The organism is Enterobacter sp. DSM 30060 (assembly GCF_013375955.1).
GTDB classification, from domain to species: domain Bacteria; phylum Pseudomonadota; class Gammaproteobacteria; order Enterobacterales; family Enterobacteriaceae; genus Enterobacter; species Enterobacter intestinihominis.
Genome location: NZ_CP056118.1, coordinates 3,044,562 through 3,062,522, shown reverse-complemented (window position 1 = coordinate 3,062,522; position 17,961 = coordinate 3,044,562). Strand labels below are relative to the sequence as shown.

Sequence of the window (17,961 nt, the reverse complement as noted above, 5' to 3'; positions counted from 1 at the left end):
ACCTGGCAGGCTGCTTTACCGCCCCTTTAAATGATATACTGCCTGTCGTTCGTTCAAAAATAGTTGATAATTACAACATTCCCTTGAATTGAAACGCTTTCCTTCGATATTCGCAACTGGAACACGCACGCTATGAGTAAACCCATTGTGATGGAACGCGGTGTTAAATACCGCGATGCCGATAAAATGGCCCTTATCCCGGTTAAAAACGTGGCTACAGAGCGCGAGGCGCTGTTAAGAAAACCGGAATGGATGAAAATTAAACTTCCGGCTGACTCTTCGCGTATTCAGGGGATCAAAGCGGCGATGCGCAAAAATGGCCTCCACTCTGTCTGTGAAGAGGCCTCCTGCCCTAACCTTGCTGAATGTTTCAATCACGGTACCGCGACGTTTATGATTCTGGGTGCCATCTGCACCCGCCGCTGTCCGTTCTGTGACGTTGCCCATGGACGTCCTGTTGCGCCTGACGCTAACGAACCGCAAAAACTGGCGCAGACCATTGCCGATATGGCGCTGCGTTATGTTGTTATCACCTCCGTTGACCGTGACGATCTGCGCGATGGCGGTGCTCAGCATTTCGCTGACTGCATTACCGCCATCCGCGAAAAAAGCCCGAACATTAAGATTGAGACGCTGGTGCCGGACTTCCGTGGCCGTATGGACCGCGCGCTCGATATCCTGACCGCGACGCCACCAGACGTGTTCAACCACAACCTGGAGAACGTACCGCGTATCTACCGTCAGGTGCGTCCAGGTGCAGATTACAACTGGTCGCTGAAGCTGCTGGAGCGCTTTAAAGAAGCCCATCCGCATATTCCTACCAAGTCTGGCCTGATGGTGGGACTGGGTGAAACCAACGCTGAGATCATTGAAGTGATGCGCGATCTGCGCCGCCACGGCGTCACCATGCTGACGCTGGGGCAGTACCTACAGCCAAGCCGTCACCACCTGCCTGTACAGCGTTACGTGAGTCCGGATGAGTTCGATGAAATGAAAGCCGAAGCGATGGCGATGGGCTTTACCCACGCTGCGTGCGGTCCGTTTGTTCGCTCCTCTTATCACGCCGATATGCAGGCGAAGGGCGAAGAAGTGAAATAAAGCTGTAAAACTTATTTACAGTAAAACAAAAAACCGGCCTCGTGAGCCGGTTTTTTTATGCAAGCCTTGCAGCATTGCCATTACTCTTTGTGTGAAAGCTTCTGTGCTGCGATGTCATCTTCGGCACTTTTCTTCGCTGCCGCGTCGTCATCGTTCATTGCTTTCTTAAAGCCTTTAATGGCAGCACCCAGGTCTCCACCCAGCGTGCGTAACTTCTTGGTACCGAACAGCAGGACGACCAGTGCGGCAACCACCAGCAGTTTGGTAATACTAATCTCACCCATAAATACCTTCTTTACATGAAACAGGCTGCATTAAGCGCCAAAGAAACCTGAACGTATTAACGGTCATCAGGCGCGCGCACACAATAGCAATCTGTAACAAGGTGAATCAAGCATTGTTGAAAAAAACATCATATTAATTGCGGTGGCGCAAACCTGCGGTTGCGCAGAACAGGTAATTGCTGACGCGCAAGCGTTATTCGTGCTGACGTTATCTCCGTCAGCAGTAAAGCAGGCGCTTCCGCCGCCGCGGCTACGGTCACTCCCAGCGGATCGACAACCCTGCTCTGCCCGATATTTTTATTGCCACATTCACCCGCAGCCACTACATAGCAGGTGGTGTCCAGCGCGCGTGCGGCCAGTAGCGTTACCCAGTGATGCTCCTTAAGCGGTCCTCTGACCCACGCGGCGGGCAGAACCAGCACCTCGGCCCCCTGTAGTGCCAGGTTCAGCGCCAGCTCCGGAAAACGGATATCGTAGCAGGTCATCAGGCCAACCTTAAAACCCTCCACCTCAATCAGCGGCGGAATTACACTCCCCGGATCGACCAGTCGCGACTCCTGGACGCTGAACGCATCATACAGATGAAGTTTGGCGTAGCTTGCGACAATAGCGCCTTCACGTATCGCCACCAGCGTGTTCACCGCCCGCCCCGGCGTGGAGGGAACATGGATAGTCAAAATGGTGGTGAGCGCGTTACCGACGCTTTCGGCCAGCAGTCGTTTCAGAAACGCCCCTTCCAGCATTTGCGCAGACTTTACCGACAGGTCCGGATCGCCATCATCGCGCGCCAGTAACGCTTCAGGAAGCACCAGCAGCGCCGCCCCTTTTTGCTTCGCCTGGTTCATCAGGGAGATGCACTTGTCCGCGTTTTCATTCCAGTCCGGCGTCACCGCAAACTGCCCTACTGCAACATACATAATTGTCTCCCGGTTAAAAACAGCGTTACACTCGACGCACTTACACAGCAAATAGCAGGTATTGACAGTGTTACAACTACTTATAGCCGTTTTTATTGGTGGGGGCACGGGTAGCGTTGCGCGCTGGCTCTTAAGCATGCGGTTTAACCCGCTGCATCAGGCCATTCCGATGGGGACACTGGCGGCAAACCTGATCGGGGCATTTATTATTGGGATGGGGCTGGCGTGGTTTAATCGCATGACCAACATCGACCCTATGTGGAAGGTACTGATTACGACCGGTTTCTGCGGCGGTTTAACGACGTTTTCTACCTTCTCTGCGGAGGTGGTGTTTCTGTTTCAGGAAGGCCGGATGGGCTGGGCGCTGACGAACATTGCCGTTAACATGCTTGGCTCGTTTGCGATGACTGCGATCGCATTCTGGTTATTTTCCTCCGCCAGCGGACATTAAGCGCGACAACCTTAATGTTGGCTTAATTTTTCTCTGTCATTCTTGGCTCAATATTGAACGAGGGTGATAGCATGAGAGAGAATCTGTCAGGCGTGGGTATGGTATTGCTAAGCGTCGCGATCGTCGCCAGCTTTCTGAAGATCTATCTTTTTGGTTGATTCATAACGAAAAAAACCCGCTCATTGAGCGGGTTTTGAAATTCTTGCTGACGCGTCTGAATTACAGAGCGATTACGTTAGCAGCAGAAGGGCCTTTGGCACCGTTAGTGATTTCGAACTCTACGCGCTGACCTTCAGCCAGAGTTTTGAAACCATTAGACTGGATTGCAGAGAAGTGTACGAACACGTCTTTGCTGCCATCTTCAGGAGTAATGAAACCGAATCCTTTGGACTCATTAAACCACTTAACGTTACCTTTAATCTTAGACATCAAAATTACCTTTACATTAAAAAACGACACAAATGCTGTGTCGGGTATCAGTACAACAATTGTGAGGCGTTTTGTCCAGCGGATCTTTGATAAAAAGTGACAAAAGTCGCGTTAATTTTCGCTGTCCGATTTTTATCCTTTACATTTCAATGTCTGTGCGTTTTTTGGCCAATTTACCAGACAAATTCAGTTAAAACTGAAACCGCATCCAGGCAAAGTAAACGTTACCGTTGTTATACGTACCCGGTATGTAGGTCATCTGAAACGTTGCCGGACCATAGCCGATGGAGGCAAGCGGCAAAAGTACCGGAACAGGAATGTATTTCCAGTTATCACGCGCCGTGAACCCTGCCGTATAGCCCAGCCCAAGACGGAAGTTGTCGTCTGATAACGGACGCCAGGTTTTTTCCCAGCCGTAGCCACCAATAGGCTCCCATTTATTGTAGGAGTCCTTAAACGCCATCAGGTACAGGCCATGCCAGTTACCTTTTTCATCCCAGCGAGACTGACCGAAACCAGCCCCCCACGGACGCTCGTTATAACGGTCTGTTTTTTCTTTATCGTAGGCAAAACGTGCATGCCACGTAATGGCCGGAATATAGAGATCGTAATGTTCAGGTTCGTTCCATGTTTGCGCGACGTTATCCGTGAAGGTGGTGAACCAGCTTTTATCCGCTGTATTGCTCTGTGCATTAACAGCAGACGCAAATGATAACTGCGCAATAATAAACAATAAAATCAGGGGGAATTTAATTCGTACAATCACAATGCCATTACCATATTTAGTATTCGGTGCAGACCTTAGCACAGAATACTTGAATGAACGCTTAACAGCATGAGTGTTATTCCTAATTACCATCCCGTTCCTGAGAATAGTCTGACGATACATAAACTGCATGCCTGAATAAGCACATGCAGTTGACATTTTTAACGTTGATGTAACAATTTGTAGAGTGCGGGAATAACTAACATCGACAATAACGGTGCAGTAACCATGCCACCAATCATCGGTGCAGCAATACGTTGCATCACCTCCGAGCCACTCCCATTGCCCCACATGATGGGCAGCAGTCCCGCCATAATCGTGGCGACCGTCATCACCTTCGGACGCACGCGCAGCACGGCACCTTCGTGGATCGCCCGCAATAGCACCGTATTTCCCCCTTCTGGCTCAAGCCTGTGATATTTATCAAGCGCATGATTCAAATATAGAACCATAATTACGCCGAATTCTGCTGCCACCCCGGAAAGGGCGATAAAGCCAACGGCCCCCGCCACAGACAAATTATATTCAAGCAGCCATAATAACCACACCCCACCAATAAGCGCGAAAGGCAATGTCCCCATTATTATCAGGACATTTGATATCCGCCTGAAGGTTAACCATAAAAGGACGCATATAATCATCAGCGTGACAGGTAAGACTATTTTAAGCGTCGCGGTCGCCCGTTCCAGATATTCAAACTGCCCGGACCAGGAGAGAGATACGCCCTGCGGCAATAGCACCTTCTCCTCCACCCGTTTTTGCATTTCATCTACGGCGGACTTCAGATCGCGCCCGCGTAAGTCCACGTAGATCCAGCTGGAAAGGCGCGCGTTTTCACTTTTTAGCATCGGTGGGCCTTCCGTCACGACGATATCGGCCAGTTCCCCCAGCGCCACCTGGCTACCGCTGGCGGTTACTACCGGCAACACCCGCAACGTGTCGACGTTATCACGCAAATCGCGGGGATAACGCAGGTTGATGGGGTACCGCTCGCGTCCCTGGATCACCTCACCAATGTTATCGCCCCCGACCAGCGTGGAGACCAGGCTTTGCAGTTCATCGACGGAAACGCCGTAGCGCGCGGCTTTTTGCCGGTCGATACGAATATCCACGTAGCGCCCGCCTTCCAGTCGCTCCGCCAGCGCCGAGGAGACGCCAGGAACGTCCTTCACCACCTGCTCAATCTGCCGGGCCACGCGCTCAATGTCGGCAATATTATTGCCGTTCACCTTAATGCCGACCGGGCTTTTGATCCCGGTTGCCAGCATGTCCAGACGGTTACGGACAGGGGGCACCCACACATTGGCAATGCCCGGCAGCGACACGGTTTTATCGAGCTCCTCCACCAGCTTTTGCGGCGTCATTCCAGGCCGCCACTGCTCGCGGGGCTTAAAGTGGATAGTTGTTTCCAGCATGGTTAATGGCGCGGGATCGGTTGCCGACTCCGCCCGACCAGCTTTGCCAAACACGCTCGCCACCTCCGGTACGCTTTTGATCAAGCGGTCCGTCTGCTGAAGCAGCCGCGATGCCTCGCGAGCAGAGATCCCCGGCAGCGTGGAGGGCATATAGAGTAAATCCCCTTCATCCAGCGGCGGCATAAACTCACTCCCCAGGCGGCTCAGCGGCCAGAGCGTGGCGATCAGCAGCAGACATGCCAGTGCCAGGGTCGTTTTCGGGAAGGTCAGTACCTTATCAAGCAACGGCTCATACAGGCGGATCAGGAGGCGGTTTATTGGGTTTGCCTTCTCATCCGGGATTTTCCCGCGAATAAAGAAGCCCATTAGCACCGGTACAAGGGTGATCCCAAGCCCGGCGGCCACGGCCATCGACCAGGTTTTTGTGAACGCCAGCGGCGAGAACATTCGCCCCTCCTGCGCTTCCAGCGAAAATACCGGTATAAATGACAGCGTGATGATTAACAGGCTGCAAAACAGCGCCGGTCCCACTTCAACCGCCGCCTTTTCCGCCAGACGCCAGTACTCTCCCGACGCAGGCTCCTTGCCCGGATTATCATGCCGCCACTGCTCCAGCACCTTGTGCATATTTTCAATCATGACAATTGCCGCATCCACCATCGCTCCGATGGCAATGGCGATCCCGCCGAGCGACATCATATTCGCGTTAATGCCCTGATAGTGCATCACCACAAAAGCCCCGAGGATCCCCAGTGGCAGAGAAACCATCGCCACCAGCGCGGAACGCAGGTGGAACAGGAACAGCGCGCACACCAGTACCACCACGGCAAACTCTTCGAGCAGCTTGTGCGTCAGCGTTTTGACCGACTCCTCAATCAGCGTGGAGCGATCGTAGACCGGAACAATCTCGACGCCCTGCGGCAGCGTTTTTTGCAGCTCGCTCAGTTTCGCTTTTACCGCGCGAAGGGTTTCCAGCGCGTTCTGCCCGTAGCGCATCACGATTACGCCGCCAGCAACCTCCCCTTCACCGTTAAGCTCCGCCACGCCCCGGCGGATCTCCGGGCCAATGCCAATGGTGGCGACATCTTTCAGCAGGACAGGTACGCCATCGCGGGTGGCGATCACCACATTGCGAAAATCCTCCAGCGAGCGCAAATAGCCCGTTGTCCGCACCATATACTCCGCTTCGCCCATCTCCAGCAGGGCGCCGCCGCTCTCTTTATTGGCGGCCTGCACCGCGCCGGATAGCTGGCTGTGGGTAATATTCAGCGCGCGCATTTTCGCCGGGTCCGCCACGATCTGATACTGACGCACCATTCCACCAATGCTTGCCACTTCAGAAACATTCGGTACCGTCTTAAGCTCGAACTTAAGCGTCCAGTCCTGAAGGGCCCGCAGATCTGCCAGGCTGTGTTTTCCACTACGGTCGATCAGTGCATATTCGTAGATCCAGCCGACGCCCGTCGCATCCGGCCCCAGCGACACCTTCACGCCCGGCGGAAACTGCGCCTGTACCTGGCTTAAATATTCCAGCACCCGGGATCGCGCCCAGTAAAGATCGGTGCCATCCTCAAACAGCACATACACATAAGCGTCACCAAACATTGAAAAACCGCGCACGGTTTTGGCACCCGGCACAGACAACATGGAGGTTGTCAGCGGCCAGGTCACCTGATCTTCAATCACCTGCGGCGCTTTCCCGGGGTAACTCGCTTTGATAATGACCTGCACATCAGACAGATCGGGCAACGCGTCCAGCGGCGCGCGCTGCACCGCCCACCAGCCCCAGCTGGCCATCATCAGCGCGGCCAGGATCACCAGCAGGCGGTTACGCAACGAGGCGCGAATCACAGCGGCAATCATGGCGTCACCTCCGGCATCACGCTACGCAGGCTGGCTTCGGAATCAATCAGGAATTGCCCGGACGTCACCACCTTATCGCCCTCTTTGACCCCGGACAGGATCGCCGTCCAGCCCTGCGCCGTCAGGCCGGTTTTCACCGTCACAGGCTGGAAATAACCGTCCCCGGTAGCCAGCAGCAGACGCGCAGACTCTCCGCTGTTGATCACCGCCTCTTCTGGCACCGCCAGCACCGGCGGGCCTTTCAGCTCTTCCGCACGCCTGACGGAGAGGTACATGCCCGGCTTCAGCTTATGTGCGGAATTTTCCAGCACGATACGGGCTTTCAGGGTTCGCGTGGCCGCCTCCATCTGCGGCAGCAATTCGCTGACCGTGCCGTGGAACTGCTCCCCCGGCCAGCTTTCTGAGGTTGCAACCACCTTGCTGCCCACCGCCAGAGACTGCGCCTGCGTTTGCGGGTAGTCGACCACCAGCCAGACCGGATCGAGGCTGGCGATCTCAAACAGCGGCGCCGTTGCGGTGATTTGCGCCCCTTCCCGCACGTCCAGCTTCACCACATAGCCCGCCCGGTTGGTGCGCAGAATGAGCGTGGTCTGCGGCTTACCGCTACGCTCCAGCAAACGAATGACCTCTTCTGGCATAAACTGCAACGCCAGCCGCTCGCGAGCGGCGCGGGTCAATGCGGCATCGCCAAGCTGACGAACCGCGAGATACTCCTGCTGGGCGGCGGTCCACTGCGGGATCCACAGTTGCGCCAGCGCCTCTCCGGCTTTTACCTGCTGCTGCGGCGCATTAACAAACAATTTTGACACCACGCCATTGGCCGGGGCTGACAACACCGAGACGTTACGTTCATCCGTTGCAACCGTGGCAAAGGCCGAGAACGGCGAAACCAGCTGGCGCATCTCAACGTTGGCGGTTTTCATCCCCAGGTTTTGCTGCTGTTGAGTGCTGATGGCCACGCCTGACGCCGCCTGCGCTTCATCGGCGTAGCGTGGGACCAGATCCATATCCATAAAAGGGGATTTACCCGGCTTATCGAAGCGCTGACCGGGCACCATGGGGTCGTACCAGTAAAGCACCTTGCGTTCTGATGGTTGTGAAGCCGCATCCGGCTGATGCGTCTGCTTCTGTCCGACAAAATAGCCGCCAACGGCAGCTATCGTGATGGCAATCGCCATTAACGTTGTTTTTTTCATTGCGCCAGCTCCTGCGGGATCAGCCAGTTCACGGCAGCCCAGGTTCGCGCCATTTCGCGCTCCGCCTGGTTCACCGCCAGTTCCGTATCCAGTACGCCACGACGCGCCTCCAGCAGGGCCGGAAGCGCCGACTGTCCAGAACGATATTGCGCCGTCAGCACCGCCAGCCGTTGTCGCTGCAACGGTAGTACCTCGTCCCGCTGACGCTGCCACACCGTTTGCGCAGCCTGATACTGCGCCACCAGCGTTTGCACCTGGGCAATGTGTTCGCGTTTGAGCAGCGTCAGTTGATCCACCGCCTGCATTGAGCGGGAAACATCGGCGGCGTAATCCTTGTCCTGACGTTTTGACTGGAACAAAGGCAGATCCACGCTGAACATCACGCCAGCCATATCGTCATAGCCTTCGGCGCGGTGGGCGTAATAGACCTCCACATCCACATCGGGTAGCGCTGCCACGGCAGATTGCGCTGAACGCGCTTTCGCGGTCTCTGCTTCACGTCGCGCGGCCTCCACTTCCGGGTGTCTGGCAATCCCCTCCTGCAACGTTTTTTCATCGGCAGGAAGGCGCTGATAGCGCGGCAGCGGACCGCGAACCGCCGTAATAGCGTGCCCTGTTAGCTCCAGCAGACGGCTTTGCGCCAGTTGCACATCCCGCTGCGCCAGCGTCTCTTTGTCGCGCATGGCGCTGAGGATCATTTGCAGGGCCAGTACGCTGTCCGGCGTTGCGCCTCCCGCCCCGACGCTCGCCTTCTGCACGCCCCGCTGGCGTTCCGTTTCACGGACCAGCGTTCTGGCCGTTTTCAGCGCCTGCTGTGCCAGCGCCAGATCCAGCCAGGCCTGGGCGGTATCACGCTGAAGCGCGGCACGTACGGCCTCGGTTTTTGCCAGCACGCTTCGCGCCTGCGCCTGAAAAGTCTGTGCTTTACGTTCCCGCTTCTCTGAGCTGACGTAGCTTTGCATGATGCCAACCTTCTGCATGGTCATCCCTTCGCGCGTAAGCCGCCGATCGTTGCTGCCCTGTACCGGCACGTTTTCAATACCGAATTTCAGTTTTGGATCAGGTAATTGCGTGGCGGAATCCGCCATCGCATCCAGCGCCTGCGCTTCGTTACGGCTGGCGGAGAGTTCTGCCGAGTAGCGCTGGGCTTCGGTCAGGGTGTGTTCGAGCGTCCACGGCTCCGCCTGCGCGGCGGAGGTTAACAGGCCGAACAACACCCCACCGAGCCACATACTCAGTGTGTGTTGTTTCATGGTGACCTCGCTTAGCGCGCTGGCGTCAGCGAGATAATCTGGAAACTGTCACCCGCACGCTCAAGCGTGAAGGTCACTTCATCCCCCGGTTTGGCGCCATTCAGCGTGGCGCCGGCAGATAAAGTAAACGGCATGGTCATCGCTGGCCATTTTAGTTCCGGTATGGCCTCGTGACGGAGCATGACGGCATTGTCAGAGATCGACTGAACCACGCCGCGGCCCTGCCAGGTCTGGTTTGCCTGAACGGTATAAGAAGCGAAAGAGATGGACGCGCCAACCAGCGCGGAAAGGAATAGGGTACGCATGATAAAACTCCTGTTAAACGTTAAGTAAATAAAATCAACGAATTAACAGGTTTTTACTCCCGAAACCGGCAATAGCGGATCGTTGCCGGCGGCCCCACAGCAGGAGGGGTAACAGACCACGCAGAATGGCTTGCAGATGAACACTCTGGCGTCGTTAAGGTCAGCGTCATGGCGGCAGGCAGCGCCACCAGATGCGGCTGGGCAGATTCTTTTTGTACCTGATCCGGCACACAATGTTTTTCACACAGCGGTGAAGCACCGGCAGCATAATGCGGCCCCGGTTCCGCCATCATATCCATATGCTGGATGGTGGCCACCTCACCGCGCAAATCCATTGAACATTGATGGGAGGCGACGGCCACCTGACTCTGGATTAACAGCCAGCCAAACGCCAGCAAAAACATCAGCAGATGTTTTTTGATAAAGCGCAGGCGATACGTCCAGCTGGCGTGCATATTCAGATCGTCGGATAGGGTAAAAGTGAACCGAATATAAGCAGGCAAAAGAATGAAAGAGAAGTAGTTTTAAAGAGATTTACGTTTTTAAATCGATTGTCGGCAAGTAATACTCAAAACCTTAACACTTCACCATCAATTTAATGACATATAATATCTATTCATCAGGTCAATAACGTCTTAATATAAATGACGCAGGGTTAGCAAAAATATCGTCATCATTGCCTTTAGTAGTCTCTTTCTTGATTTTAATCAGCAAGGACTGGCCATTTATTCGGCACATTTCAGGCTTCTTTTTTATTGATTATTTGTCTCTCGGGCAGCAAGGATACAGGGGAAATCATGCTTACTTTTCTCGAACTCCTCATTGGAGTCGTGGTCATTGTCGGTGTAGCACGCTACATCATTAAAGGTTACTCAGCCACTGGCGTGCTATTTGTCGGCGGCCTGACGCTGCTGATCATTAGCGCGCTAATGGGTCATCAGGTTTTACCCGCCAGCGAAGCCAGCACCGGATATACCGCTACCGATATTGTGGAATATATAAAAATTCTGCTGATGAGCCGCGGCGGCGACCTGGGCATGATGATCATGATGCTCTGCGGATTTGCTGCCTATATGACCCATATCGGTGCGAATGATATGGTGGTGAAGCTGGCTTCTAAGCCGCTGCAATATATTAACTCCCCCTATCTGCTGATGGTCGCGGCTTATTTCCTGGCCTGTCTGATGTCATTAGCCGTTTCCTCAGCAACAGGCCTTGGCGTGCTGTTAATGGCGACGTTATTCCCGGTAATGGTTAACGTCGGGATCAGCCGTGGCGCAGCGGCGGCTATTTGCGCCTCTCCGGCGGCGATTATTCTCTCCCCTACTTCCGGTGACGTGGTGCTGGCAGCGAAAGCCGCGGAAATGTCGCTGATTGACTTCGCCTTCAAAACCACACTGCCAATCTCCATCACCGCTATTCTCGGCATGGGCGTGGCGCATTTCTTCTGGCAACGCTACCTCGATAAGAAAGAGAACGTCAGCCATGAGATGATGGACGTCAGTGAAATCACCACTACCGCCCCGGCGTTTTATTCCATCCTGCCCTTCACGCCGATTATTGGCGTGCTTATTTTTGACGGCAAATGGGGCCCTCAGCTGCACATCATCACTATCCTGGTGATCTGTATGCTGCTGGCGGCCATCCTGGAATTTGTTCGTGGCTTTAATACCCAGAAGGTGTTCACGGGTCTTGAAGTCGCCTTCCGCGGCATGGCGGATGCCTTCGCGGGCGTGGTGATGCTGCTGGTTGCCGCAGGGGTGTTTGCTCAGGGGCTGAGCACCATCGGCTTTATCCAGAGCCTGATCTCTATCGCCACCTCTTTCGGCTCGGCCAGCATTATCCTGATGCTGGTGCTGGTGGTACTGACCATGCTGGCGGCGATGACTACCGGCTCCGGTAACGCGCCGTTCTATGCGTTTGTTGAGATGATCCCTAAGCTGGCACACTCCTCCGGCATCAACCCGGCTTACCTGTCCATTCCGATGCTCCAGGCCTCCAACCTGGGTCGTACCATTTCTCCGGTATCGGGCGTAGTGGTTGCGGTGGCGGGGATGGCAAAAATCTCTCCGTTTGAAGTGGTAAAACGCACGTCAGTGCCGGTGCTGGTTGGCCTGATTATCGTTATTATCGCCACCGAAGTGCTGGTTCCCGGCGCTGCCTAAGCGAAATTCCTGCTTTCCAAAAAGCGCCTGCGGGCGCTTTTTGTGCTTTAATAACCCCCAGAAATTAATCGCGCCCAACCAATCAGGAAAGCAAATGTTCAGGAAGGATATCGTTATCCCGTCTGGCGCAGTAGCGCTTGCACTCTGTGTCTTCTCAATTCAGGCAGATCCGCTTAAGCCAACCCAGTACGGCGATTTCGATCGCTACGTTCTGGCTCTTTCCTGGCAAACGGGATTTTGCCAGAGTATGGTCGAACGCAACCGTGACGAACCGGAAGAGTGTCGCCTGCAAAAAGAGAGCAGCAACAAAACCGATTTTCTGACCGTCCACGGCTTATGGCCAGCACTGCCGAAATCTATTGCCGCTCGCGGAGTGGATGAACGCCGCTGGATGCGCTTCGGCTGTGCCACTCGTCCGGTTCCGAATATGCCGGAAGCAAAAGCCAGCCGCAAATGTGACGCCGCAGAGACCGGACTATCGCTAACGGGCGCGGCGAAGCTTAACAGCGTGATGCCCGGCGCGGGCGGCAACTCCTGCCTTGAACGTTATGAATACGCGAAACACGGCGTCTGCTTTGGTTTTGATCCCGACGCTTACTTCGGCACCATGGTGCGCATGAACCAGGAAGTGAAAAATAGTGCGGTTGGGGAATTTCTGGCGGAAAACTATGGCAAGACCGTCCGCCGTAGCGATTTTGATGCAGCCGTGGCCAAAAGCTGGGGGAAACAGAACGTAAAAGCGTTCAAGCTTACCTGCCATGGCAATCCGGCTTATCTGACCGAGATGCAGATCTCGCTAAAATCCAGCACCATTAACAACTCGCTCTCAGCCAGCACCTTTGCGCCACAGCCGCATCCGGGCAACTGCGGCAAACAGTTTGTTATCGATAAAGCTGGTTACTGATTGTTCCTGCGCGCATCCGGGCGTACCAGATCGAAGCGATGGCTGTCGCTGATGCCGTAGTAGGCGGACGGTCCACCCGCACGCAGAATGGGCTGCGCTTTCGCGGTCTGGTAAATCCCCTCTTCCAGCAAACTCTCAGCGATATGGACGCCCACCACTTCGCCGAGCACCAGCCAGGTATCAATCGGTGTCCCATCCGCGCCGGTCAACTGAATGCACTGTGACAATCGACACTCGAAATTCACCGGGCTTTCCGCCACGCGCGGCGAGCTCACAAGCTGGCTGACTACGGGCGTCAGGCCGGCAAAGGTAAATTCATCCTCGCCATGAGGGAGTGTGGCGGAGGTTTCATTCATCGCCTCAGCCAGATCGCGCGTTGCGAGGTTCCAGACAAACTCTTCCGTTTCGGTAATATTCCGCACGCTATCCTTCCAGCCGTTGCTGGAAAAACCAATGATCGGTGGGCGATAGTTAAAGCAGTTAAAGAAGCTGTACGGGGCAAGGTTCAGTTGTCCGGCCTTATCACAGGATGAAATCCAGCCAATCGGACGTGGACCGATAATGGCGTTCAGCGGGTCGTGCGGCAGGCCGTGCCCCTGAGACGGTTGGTAAAAGTACATATCGCTCTCTCTACGCTGGGGCTGCAACGCGCATTGCCCGGTTTAAGTTTTACCAGCGTAACGAAATTTCCGTTCAGCGTGAATCGGGATGCCGGGTTTATTGCCAAAAATTCATATGGCGCACGAATGTGACCTTCATCACTTCAAACTTAGGGTTTCAGACAGTATCATCAGATAAGTTAAACCCTCGCTGCCAGACGGCGAGGGTTTTCTTTTGGATTGGTTTCTGCGTTACACGCAGCATTAACGACATGGAGTAAAAATGTCCAGACCTACGATTATCATCAATGAACTCGACGCAGAACGTATTGACCGACTGTTGGAGAAACCAGAATTCGCCTCGCTGCCGGTTGCCGATGCGCTGAACGAAGAGCTAGACCGGGCGCAAATGTGTACGCCTGAGACCATGCCGCATGATGTGGTCACCATGAACAGCCAGGTGAAGTTCCGCAACCTGACCACCGGAGAGGAACTCACCCGTACGCTGGTCTATCCGGCGCAGATGACCGACAGCAGCATGCAGCTTTCGGTGCTGGCACCCGTGGGCGCGGCGCTGCTTGGACTGCGCACGGGCGATACTATCCACTGGGAACTCCCGGGCGGCGCCTCAGCCCATCTGGAAGTACTTGAGCTGCTCTACCAGCCCGAAGCCGCTGGCGATTACCTGCGTTAATCCCTTCTGAACAAGCGACCCCGCTTTGCACAGAGGATGCACCTGCATCCTCTTTCCGCAAATTCACCCGATTGTGTTATATCGGACAAAAACCGCTTAATCCATGTTTACTCTGTCGTAGTGCCGTGGGGACGAAACCTCACACAACGCCGCCGGGGAAGGCATTCACCAGTCCCTTCACTTTCTGCTGCGCTGCCTCCGGGGTGTCTGCGCCAGGCACCAGGATCACCTTGCGGCACTCCTCCTCCCGTTTTTCGAAGATCTTATAGGCGCGCTCCGCATCAGCCAGCGGAAGATAGTGGGTCACAATATCTTCCGGTGTAAGCAACCCTTTTTCGATAAGCGGCAGCAGCTCTCCCAGCCAGGCGTGGACGTGCGTCTGCCCCATCTTAAAGCTCAGCCCTTTATCGAAGGCATCGCCAAACAGGAAGCCATGGATGAAACCGGCGTACACGCCCGGCACGCTGACCACGCCGCCGCGTCGCACCGCAGCAATGCACTGGCGCAGGGCTTTGCCGCTGCTGCCTTCAATTTTCAGGTTACTGAGGATCGTTTCCGTCGTGCTGCCTTTGGCCTCAAACCCGACGGCATCAATCACCGCATCCACCCCGCGCTGCCCGGCCGTTTGCTCAATGATTTTCTCCGCCGCGTCGTTATCGTCATCAAAGTTAATCGGGATCGCGCCGTAGCGCTCCTGGGCAAACCGCAGTCGATAGGGATGATGGTCAACCACAAAAATCTGCTCTGCGCCGAGAAGCCGCGCGCAGGCAATGGTCAGTAACCCCACCGGCCCGGCCCCGAATACGGCGACGCTGGAGCCTTTCTGGATCTGCGCATTTTTCGCCGCCTGCCAGGCGGTAGGCAGAATATCTGACAGGAAAAGCGCTTTGTCGTCTGACAGCAGCTGAGGCACTTTAAACGGCCCCACGTTGCCTTTCGGCACGCGCACATACTCCGCCTGTCCGCCCGGCACGCCGCCGTAAAGATGGCTGTAGCCAAACAGCGCGGCAGGGGCGGGAATTTGCTTTTTGTTCAGCGCCGCGCCCTGCCCGCGGTTCGTGTTTTCGCAGGCCGCGTACTGTTGCATCTGGCAAAAGAAACAGTCACCGCAGGCAATCACAAACGGGATCACCACCCGGTCACCTTTCTGCACGTTCTTCACTTCGCTCCCGCACTCCACCACCTCGCCCATAAATTCATGACCAAAGATATCGCCGTGCTGGACCTTGGGAATTTTTCCGCGATAAAGATGCAAATCAGAACCACAGATCGCCGTGGCCGTTACGCGCAGGATGATATCGTCAGGCTGTTCGATGCCCGGATCGGGGACATTATCGACCCGAACATGATGTGGACCGTGATAGGTGAGAGCTTTCATGCAACCTCCGAAAGGGTGTGGGTAAGCTTATAAAAGGGTAGCTACCTCTCGGGATATGCCCCGGAATCCGGCTGTTTTGAGATTTATCCTGGCGAGATAAAAGTGCTGTCGGGATTACAGAAACCATTTATATTTTGTGGTTGAATGATTGCAGCGTTTATAAACAAGGAGAAACGGATATGTATCAAACAATCATTATGCCGGTTGATGTTTTCGAAATGGAACTGAGTGATAAGGCTGTACGTCATGCGGAATTTCTCGCGCAGCAGGACGGAGTTATTCATCTTCTGCATGTTTTACCGGGCACTGCCAGCCTGAGCCTGCATCGTTTCGCTGCTGATGTGCGTCGTTTTGAAGAGCATTTACAGCATGAAGCCGAGACGCGCCTGCAAACCATGGTCGGGCACTTCAGCATCGATCCTTCCCGCATAAAAACCCACGTCCGATTCGGTAGCGTGCGTGACGCCGTAAATGAGCTTGCCGGGGAATTAAATGCCGACGTGGTAGTGATTGGTTCGCGCAACCCGTCTATTACCACGCACCTGCTGGGGTCGAACGCCTCCAGCGTGATCCGCCACACCCACATTCCGGTGATGGTCGTCAGATAAAAAAAGAGGCCACCTTTTGGTGGCCTCTTGTATTGCAGGTGTCGTCTTGCTTTCTTTTATTATGCAGTTTTGGTGCGGATCAGGTAATCAAACGAGCTCAGCGAGGCTTTCGCACCTTCACCGGTAGCGATGATGATCTGCTTGTACGGCACGGTGGTGCAGTCGCCCGCCGCAAATACGCCCTTCACGCTGGTTTCGCATTTCGCATCGATGATGATCTCGCCCATGCGGTTGCGCTCAATTGCGCCTTCCAGCCAGGTGGTGTTTGGCAGCAGGCCAATCTGAACGAAGATCCCCGCCAGCGCTACGCTGTGGATATCGCCACTCACGCGGTCACGGTATTCCAGACCGGTCACTTTGCTGCCGTCGCCTTTCACTTCTGTCGTCTGGGCATTGAGCACAATGTCGACGTTATTCAGGCTACGTACTTTATCCTGTAACACCTGGTCCGCTTTCATCTCAGGGGCGAACTCCAGCAGGGTAACGTGTTCAACAATTCCCGCCAGATCGATAGCCGCTTCCACACCGGAGTTACCGCCGCCGATCACCGCTACGCGTTTACCTTTGAACAGCGGGCCGTCACAGTGCGGGCAATAGGTCACGCCTTTGGTGCGATACTGATCTTCGCCCGGCACGTTCATGTTGCGCCATTTCGCGCCAGTGGCAATGATCACGCTGCGCGCCTTCAGCACCGCGCCGGACGCCGTTTCAATCTGGTGCAAACCACCCTCGACCGCGGCCGGAACCAGTTTGCTGGCGCTCTGGCTGTCAATGACATCCACGTCGTAGTCGCTGACGTGCGCTTTCAACGCCCCGGCCAGCTTCTGGCCTTCGGTTTTCGGCACGGAAATGTAGTTTTCAATGTCTACGGTATCCAGAACCTGACCACCGAAACGCTCGCCCATCAGACCGGTACGGATCCCTTTACGTGCGGAGTAAACCGCTGCCGCCGCGCCCGCCGGGCCGGAGCCAACAATCAGCACGTCATACGCATCACGTTGGTTCAACTCTTCCGCCGCACGTTTTTCTGCGCCGGTATCCACTTTGGCGACGATTTCGGTCAGCGTCATACGCCCCTGGCCGAACTCCTGACCATTCAGATAAACCGCCGGAACGCCCATCACGTTGCGCTCGGTGATTTCGTTCTGGAACGTACCGCCGTCAATCGCCGTGTGCTTAATGCGTGGGTTGAGCACTGACATCAGGTTCAGCGCCTGCACCACGTCCGGGCAGTTGTGGCAGGAGAGCGAGTAATAGGTTTCAAACTCAAAATCACCGTCGATATCGCGGATCTGCTCCAGCAGCGCCTGCGCTTCTTTTGACGGATGACCACCGGTCCACAGCAGCGCCAGCACCAGGGACGTAAATTCGTGCCCCAGCGGAGAACCCGCGAAACGCGGCCCCTGGTCAGACCCTGGGTTGGCGATCAGGAAAGAAGGCTTACGGACTGCCAGCGTGTTGTCTTCTTTGAAGGTCACTTTCGGCGACAGCTCAGCAATCTCTGTCAGCAGCGCTTTGATTTCTGCCGATTTCGCGCTGTCGTCCAGCGTGGCAATCAGCTCAACAGGTTTGGTCAGTTTCTCAAGGTAGGCCTTGAGCTGGGTTTTCATGTTAGTGTCGAGCATTATTCTTCCCT

General features: G+C 55.1%; 18 protein-coding genes. 6 read left to right on the top strand and 12 right to left on the bottom strand.

Features of this window, described 5'->3' with window-relative positions:
- Positions 1 to 132 precede the first annotated feature (132 nt).
- Complete coding sequence (gene lipA / locus HWQ15_RS14520; RefSeq protein ID WP_006809637.1) at positions 133 to 1,098, top strand: lipoyl synthase; 966 nt, start codon at positions 133 to 135, stop codon at positions 1,096 to 1,098.
- A gap of 80 nt (positions 1,099 to 1,178) precedes the next feature.
- Here lipA and tatE read toward each other — a convergent pair whose 3' ends face one another.
- Both tatE and HWQ15_RS14510 read right to left on the bottom strand, forming a co-directional pair.
- Complete coding sequence (gene tatE / locus HWQ15_RS14515; RefSeq protein WP_022647424.1) at positions 1,179 to 1,382, bottom strand: twin-arginine translocase subunit TatE; 204 nt, start codon at positions 1,380 to 1,382, stop codon at positions 1,179 to 1,181.
- Between the two features lie 128 nt (positions 1,383 to 1,510).
- Positions 1,511 to 2,299: a deaminated glutathione amidase gene (locus HWQ15_RS14510; RefSeq protein ID WP_022647423.1), complete on the bottom strand. Its 789-nt coding sequence runs from the start codon at positions 2,297 to 2,299 to the stop codon at positions 1,511 to 1,513.
- Between the two features lie 67 nt (positions 2,300 to 2,366).
- On the opposite strand from HWQ15_RS14510, the gene crcB reads away from it, so the two are divergent.
- The gene (gene crcB, locus HWQ15_RS14505) at positions 2,367 to 2,750 is read left to right on the top strand and encodes a fluoride efflux transporter CrcB (protein ID WP_017382474.1); all 384 of its coding nucleotides are present in this window, start codon (positions 2,367 to 2,369) and stop codon (positions 2,748 to 2,750) included.
- 219 nt (positions 2,751 to 2,969) lie between these two features.
- Here the strand turns inward: crcB and cspE are convergent, their stop codons facing one another.
- The 7 genes from cspE to HWQ15_RS14470 form a co-directional block, all read right to left on the bottom strand.
- Positions 2,970 to 3,179: a transcription antiterminator/RNA stability regulator CspE gene (gene cspE / locus HWQ15_RS14500; RefSeq protein ID WP_002439184.1), complete on the bottom strand. Its 210-nt coding sequence runs from the start codon at positions 3,177 to 3,179 to the stop codon at positions 2,970 to 2,972.
- A 190-nt stretch (positions 3,180 to 3,369) separates the two neighbouring features.
- Positions 3,370 to 3,945, bottom strand: coding sequence for a lipid IV(A) palmitoyltransferase PagP (pagP, locus tag HWQ15_RS14495; RefSeq protein WP_032621658.1), 576 nt, complete (start codon positions 3,943 to 3,945; stop codon positions 3,370 to 3,372).
- A gap of 161 nt (positions 3,946 to 4,106) precedes the next feature.
- Positions 4,107 to 7,223, bottom strand: coding sequence for an efflux RND transporter permease subunit (locus HWQ15_RS14490; RefSeq protein ID WP_063149489.1), 3,117 nt, complete (start codon positions 7,221 to 7,223; stop codon positions 4,107 to 4,109).
- Positions 7,220 to 8,419: an efflux RND transporter periplasmic adaptor subunit gene (locus HWQ15_RS14485; RefSeq protein ID WP_063149488.1), complete on the bottom strand. Its 1,200-nt coding sequence runs from the start codon at positions 8,417 to 8,419 to the stop codon at positions 7,220 to 7,222. The genes HWQ15_RS14490 and HWQ15_RS14485 overlap by 4 nt, the downstream gene beginning before the upstream one ends.
- The gene (locus tag HWQ15_RS14480; RefSeq protein ID WP_063149487.1) at positions 8,416 to 9,672 is read right to left on the bottom strand and encodes a TolC family protein; all 1,257 of its coding nucleotides are present in this window, start codon (positions 9,670 to 9,672) and stop codon (positions 8,416 to 8,418) included. The genes HWQ15_RS14485 and HWQ15_RS14480 overlap by 4 nt, the downstream gene beginning before the upstream one ends.
- An 11-nt stretch (positions 9,673 to 9,683) precedes the next feature.
- A complete protein-coding gene (locus tag HWQ15_RS14475; RefSeq protein ID WP_063149486.1) occupies positions 9,684 to 9,977 on the bottom strand; it encodes a copper-binding protein in 294 nt (97 codons plus the stop codon).
- A 53-nt stretch (positions 9,978 to 10,030) separates the two neighbouring features.
- On the bottom strand, positions 10,031 to 10,432 hold the full coding sequence (locus HWQ15_RS14470; protein WP_063149485.1) for a hypothetical protein: 402 nt from the start codon (positions 10,430 to 10,432) through the stop codon (positions 10,031 to 10,033).
- Between the two features lie 342 nt (positions 10,433 to 10,774).
- Here HWQ15_RS14470 and dcuC point away from each other — a divergent pair, with 342 nt between their 5' ends.
- Both dcuC and rna read left to right on the top strand, forming a co-directional pair.
- On the top strand, positions 10,775 to 12,142 hold the full coding sequence (dcuC, locus tag HWQ15_RS14465) for an anaerobic C4-dicarboxylate transporter DcuC (protein ID WP_017382481.1): 1,368 nt from the start codon (positions 10,775 to 10,777) through the stop codon (positions 12,140 to 12,142).
- Between the two features lie 94 nt (positions 12,143 to 12,236).
- Positions 12,237 to 13,046 (top strand): ribonuclease I, encoded by an 810-nt coding sequence (rna, locus tag HWQ15_RS14460; protein ID WP_032624674.1) that lies wholly within the window; start codon positions 12,237 to 12,239, stop codon positions 13,044 to 13,046.
- Here rna and HWQ15_RS14455 read toward each other — a convergent pair.
- The gene (locus tag HWQ15_RS14455; protein WP_063149484.1) at positions 13,040 to 13,666 is read right to left on the bottom strand and encodes a flavin reductase family protein; all 627 of its coding nucleotides are present in this window, start codon (positions 13,664 to 13,666) and stop codon (positions 13,040 to 13,042) included. The genes rna and HWQ15_RS14455 overlap by 7 nt on opposite strands.
- A 262-nt stretch (positions 13,667 to 13,928) precedes the next feature.
- Between HWQ15_RS14455 and rnk the strand changes: the two genes are divergently transcribed.
- Positions 13,929 to 14,339 carry a nucleoside diphosphate kinase regulator gene (gene rnk / locus HWQ15_RS14450; RefSeq protein WP_022647414.1) on the top strand — a complete coding sequence of 137 codons (411 nt, stop codon included), beginning with the start codon at positions 13,929 to 13,931 and terminating at the stop codon, positions 14,337 to 14,339.
- 139 nt (positions 14,340 to 14,478) lie between these two features.
- On the opposite strand, the gene HWQ15_RS14445 is transcribed toward rnk, so the two are convergent.
- On the bottom strand, positions 14,479 to 15,717 hold the full coding sequence (locus HWQ15_RS14445) for a zinc-dependent alcohol dehydrogenase (protein WP_015571156.1): 1,239 nt from the start codon (positions 15,715 to 15,717) through the stop codon (positions 14,479 to 14,481).
- Between the two features lie 179 nt (positions 15,718 to 15,896).
- Between HWQ15_RS14445 and uspG the strand changes: the two genes are divergently transcribed.
- Positions 15,897 to 16,325: a universal stress protein UspG gene (gene uspG / locus HWQ15_RS14440; RefSeq protein WP_023299578.1), complete on the top strand. Its 429-nt coding sequence runs from the start codon at positions 15,897 to 15,899 to the stop codon at positions 16,323 to 16,325.
- Positions 16,326 to 16,384: 59 nt separating this feature from the next.
- Here the strand turns inward: uspG and ahpF are convergent, their stop codons facing one another.
- Positions 16,385 to 17,950 carry an alkyl hydroperoxide reductase subunit F gene (gene ahpF, locus HWQ15_RS14435; protein WP_022650587.1) on the bottom strand — a complete coding sequence of 522 codons (1,566 nt, stop codon included), beginning with the start codon at positions 17,948 to 17,950 and terminating at the stop codon, positions 16,385 to 16,387.
- Between the last annotated feature and the right edge of the window lie 11 nt (positions 17,951 to 17,961).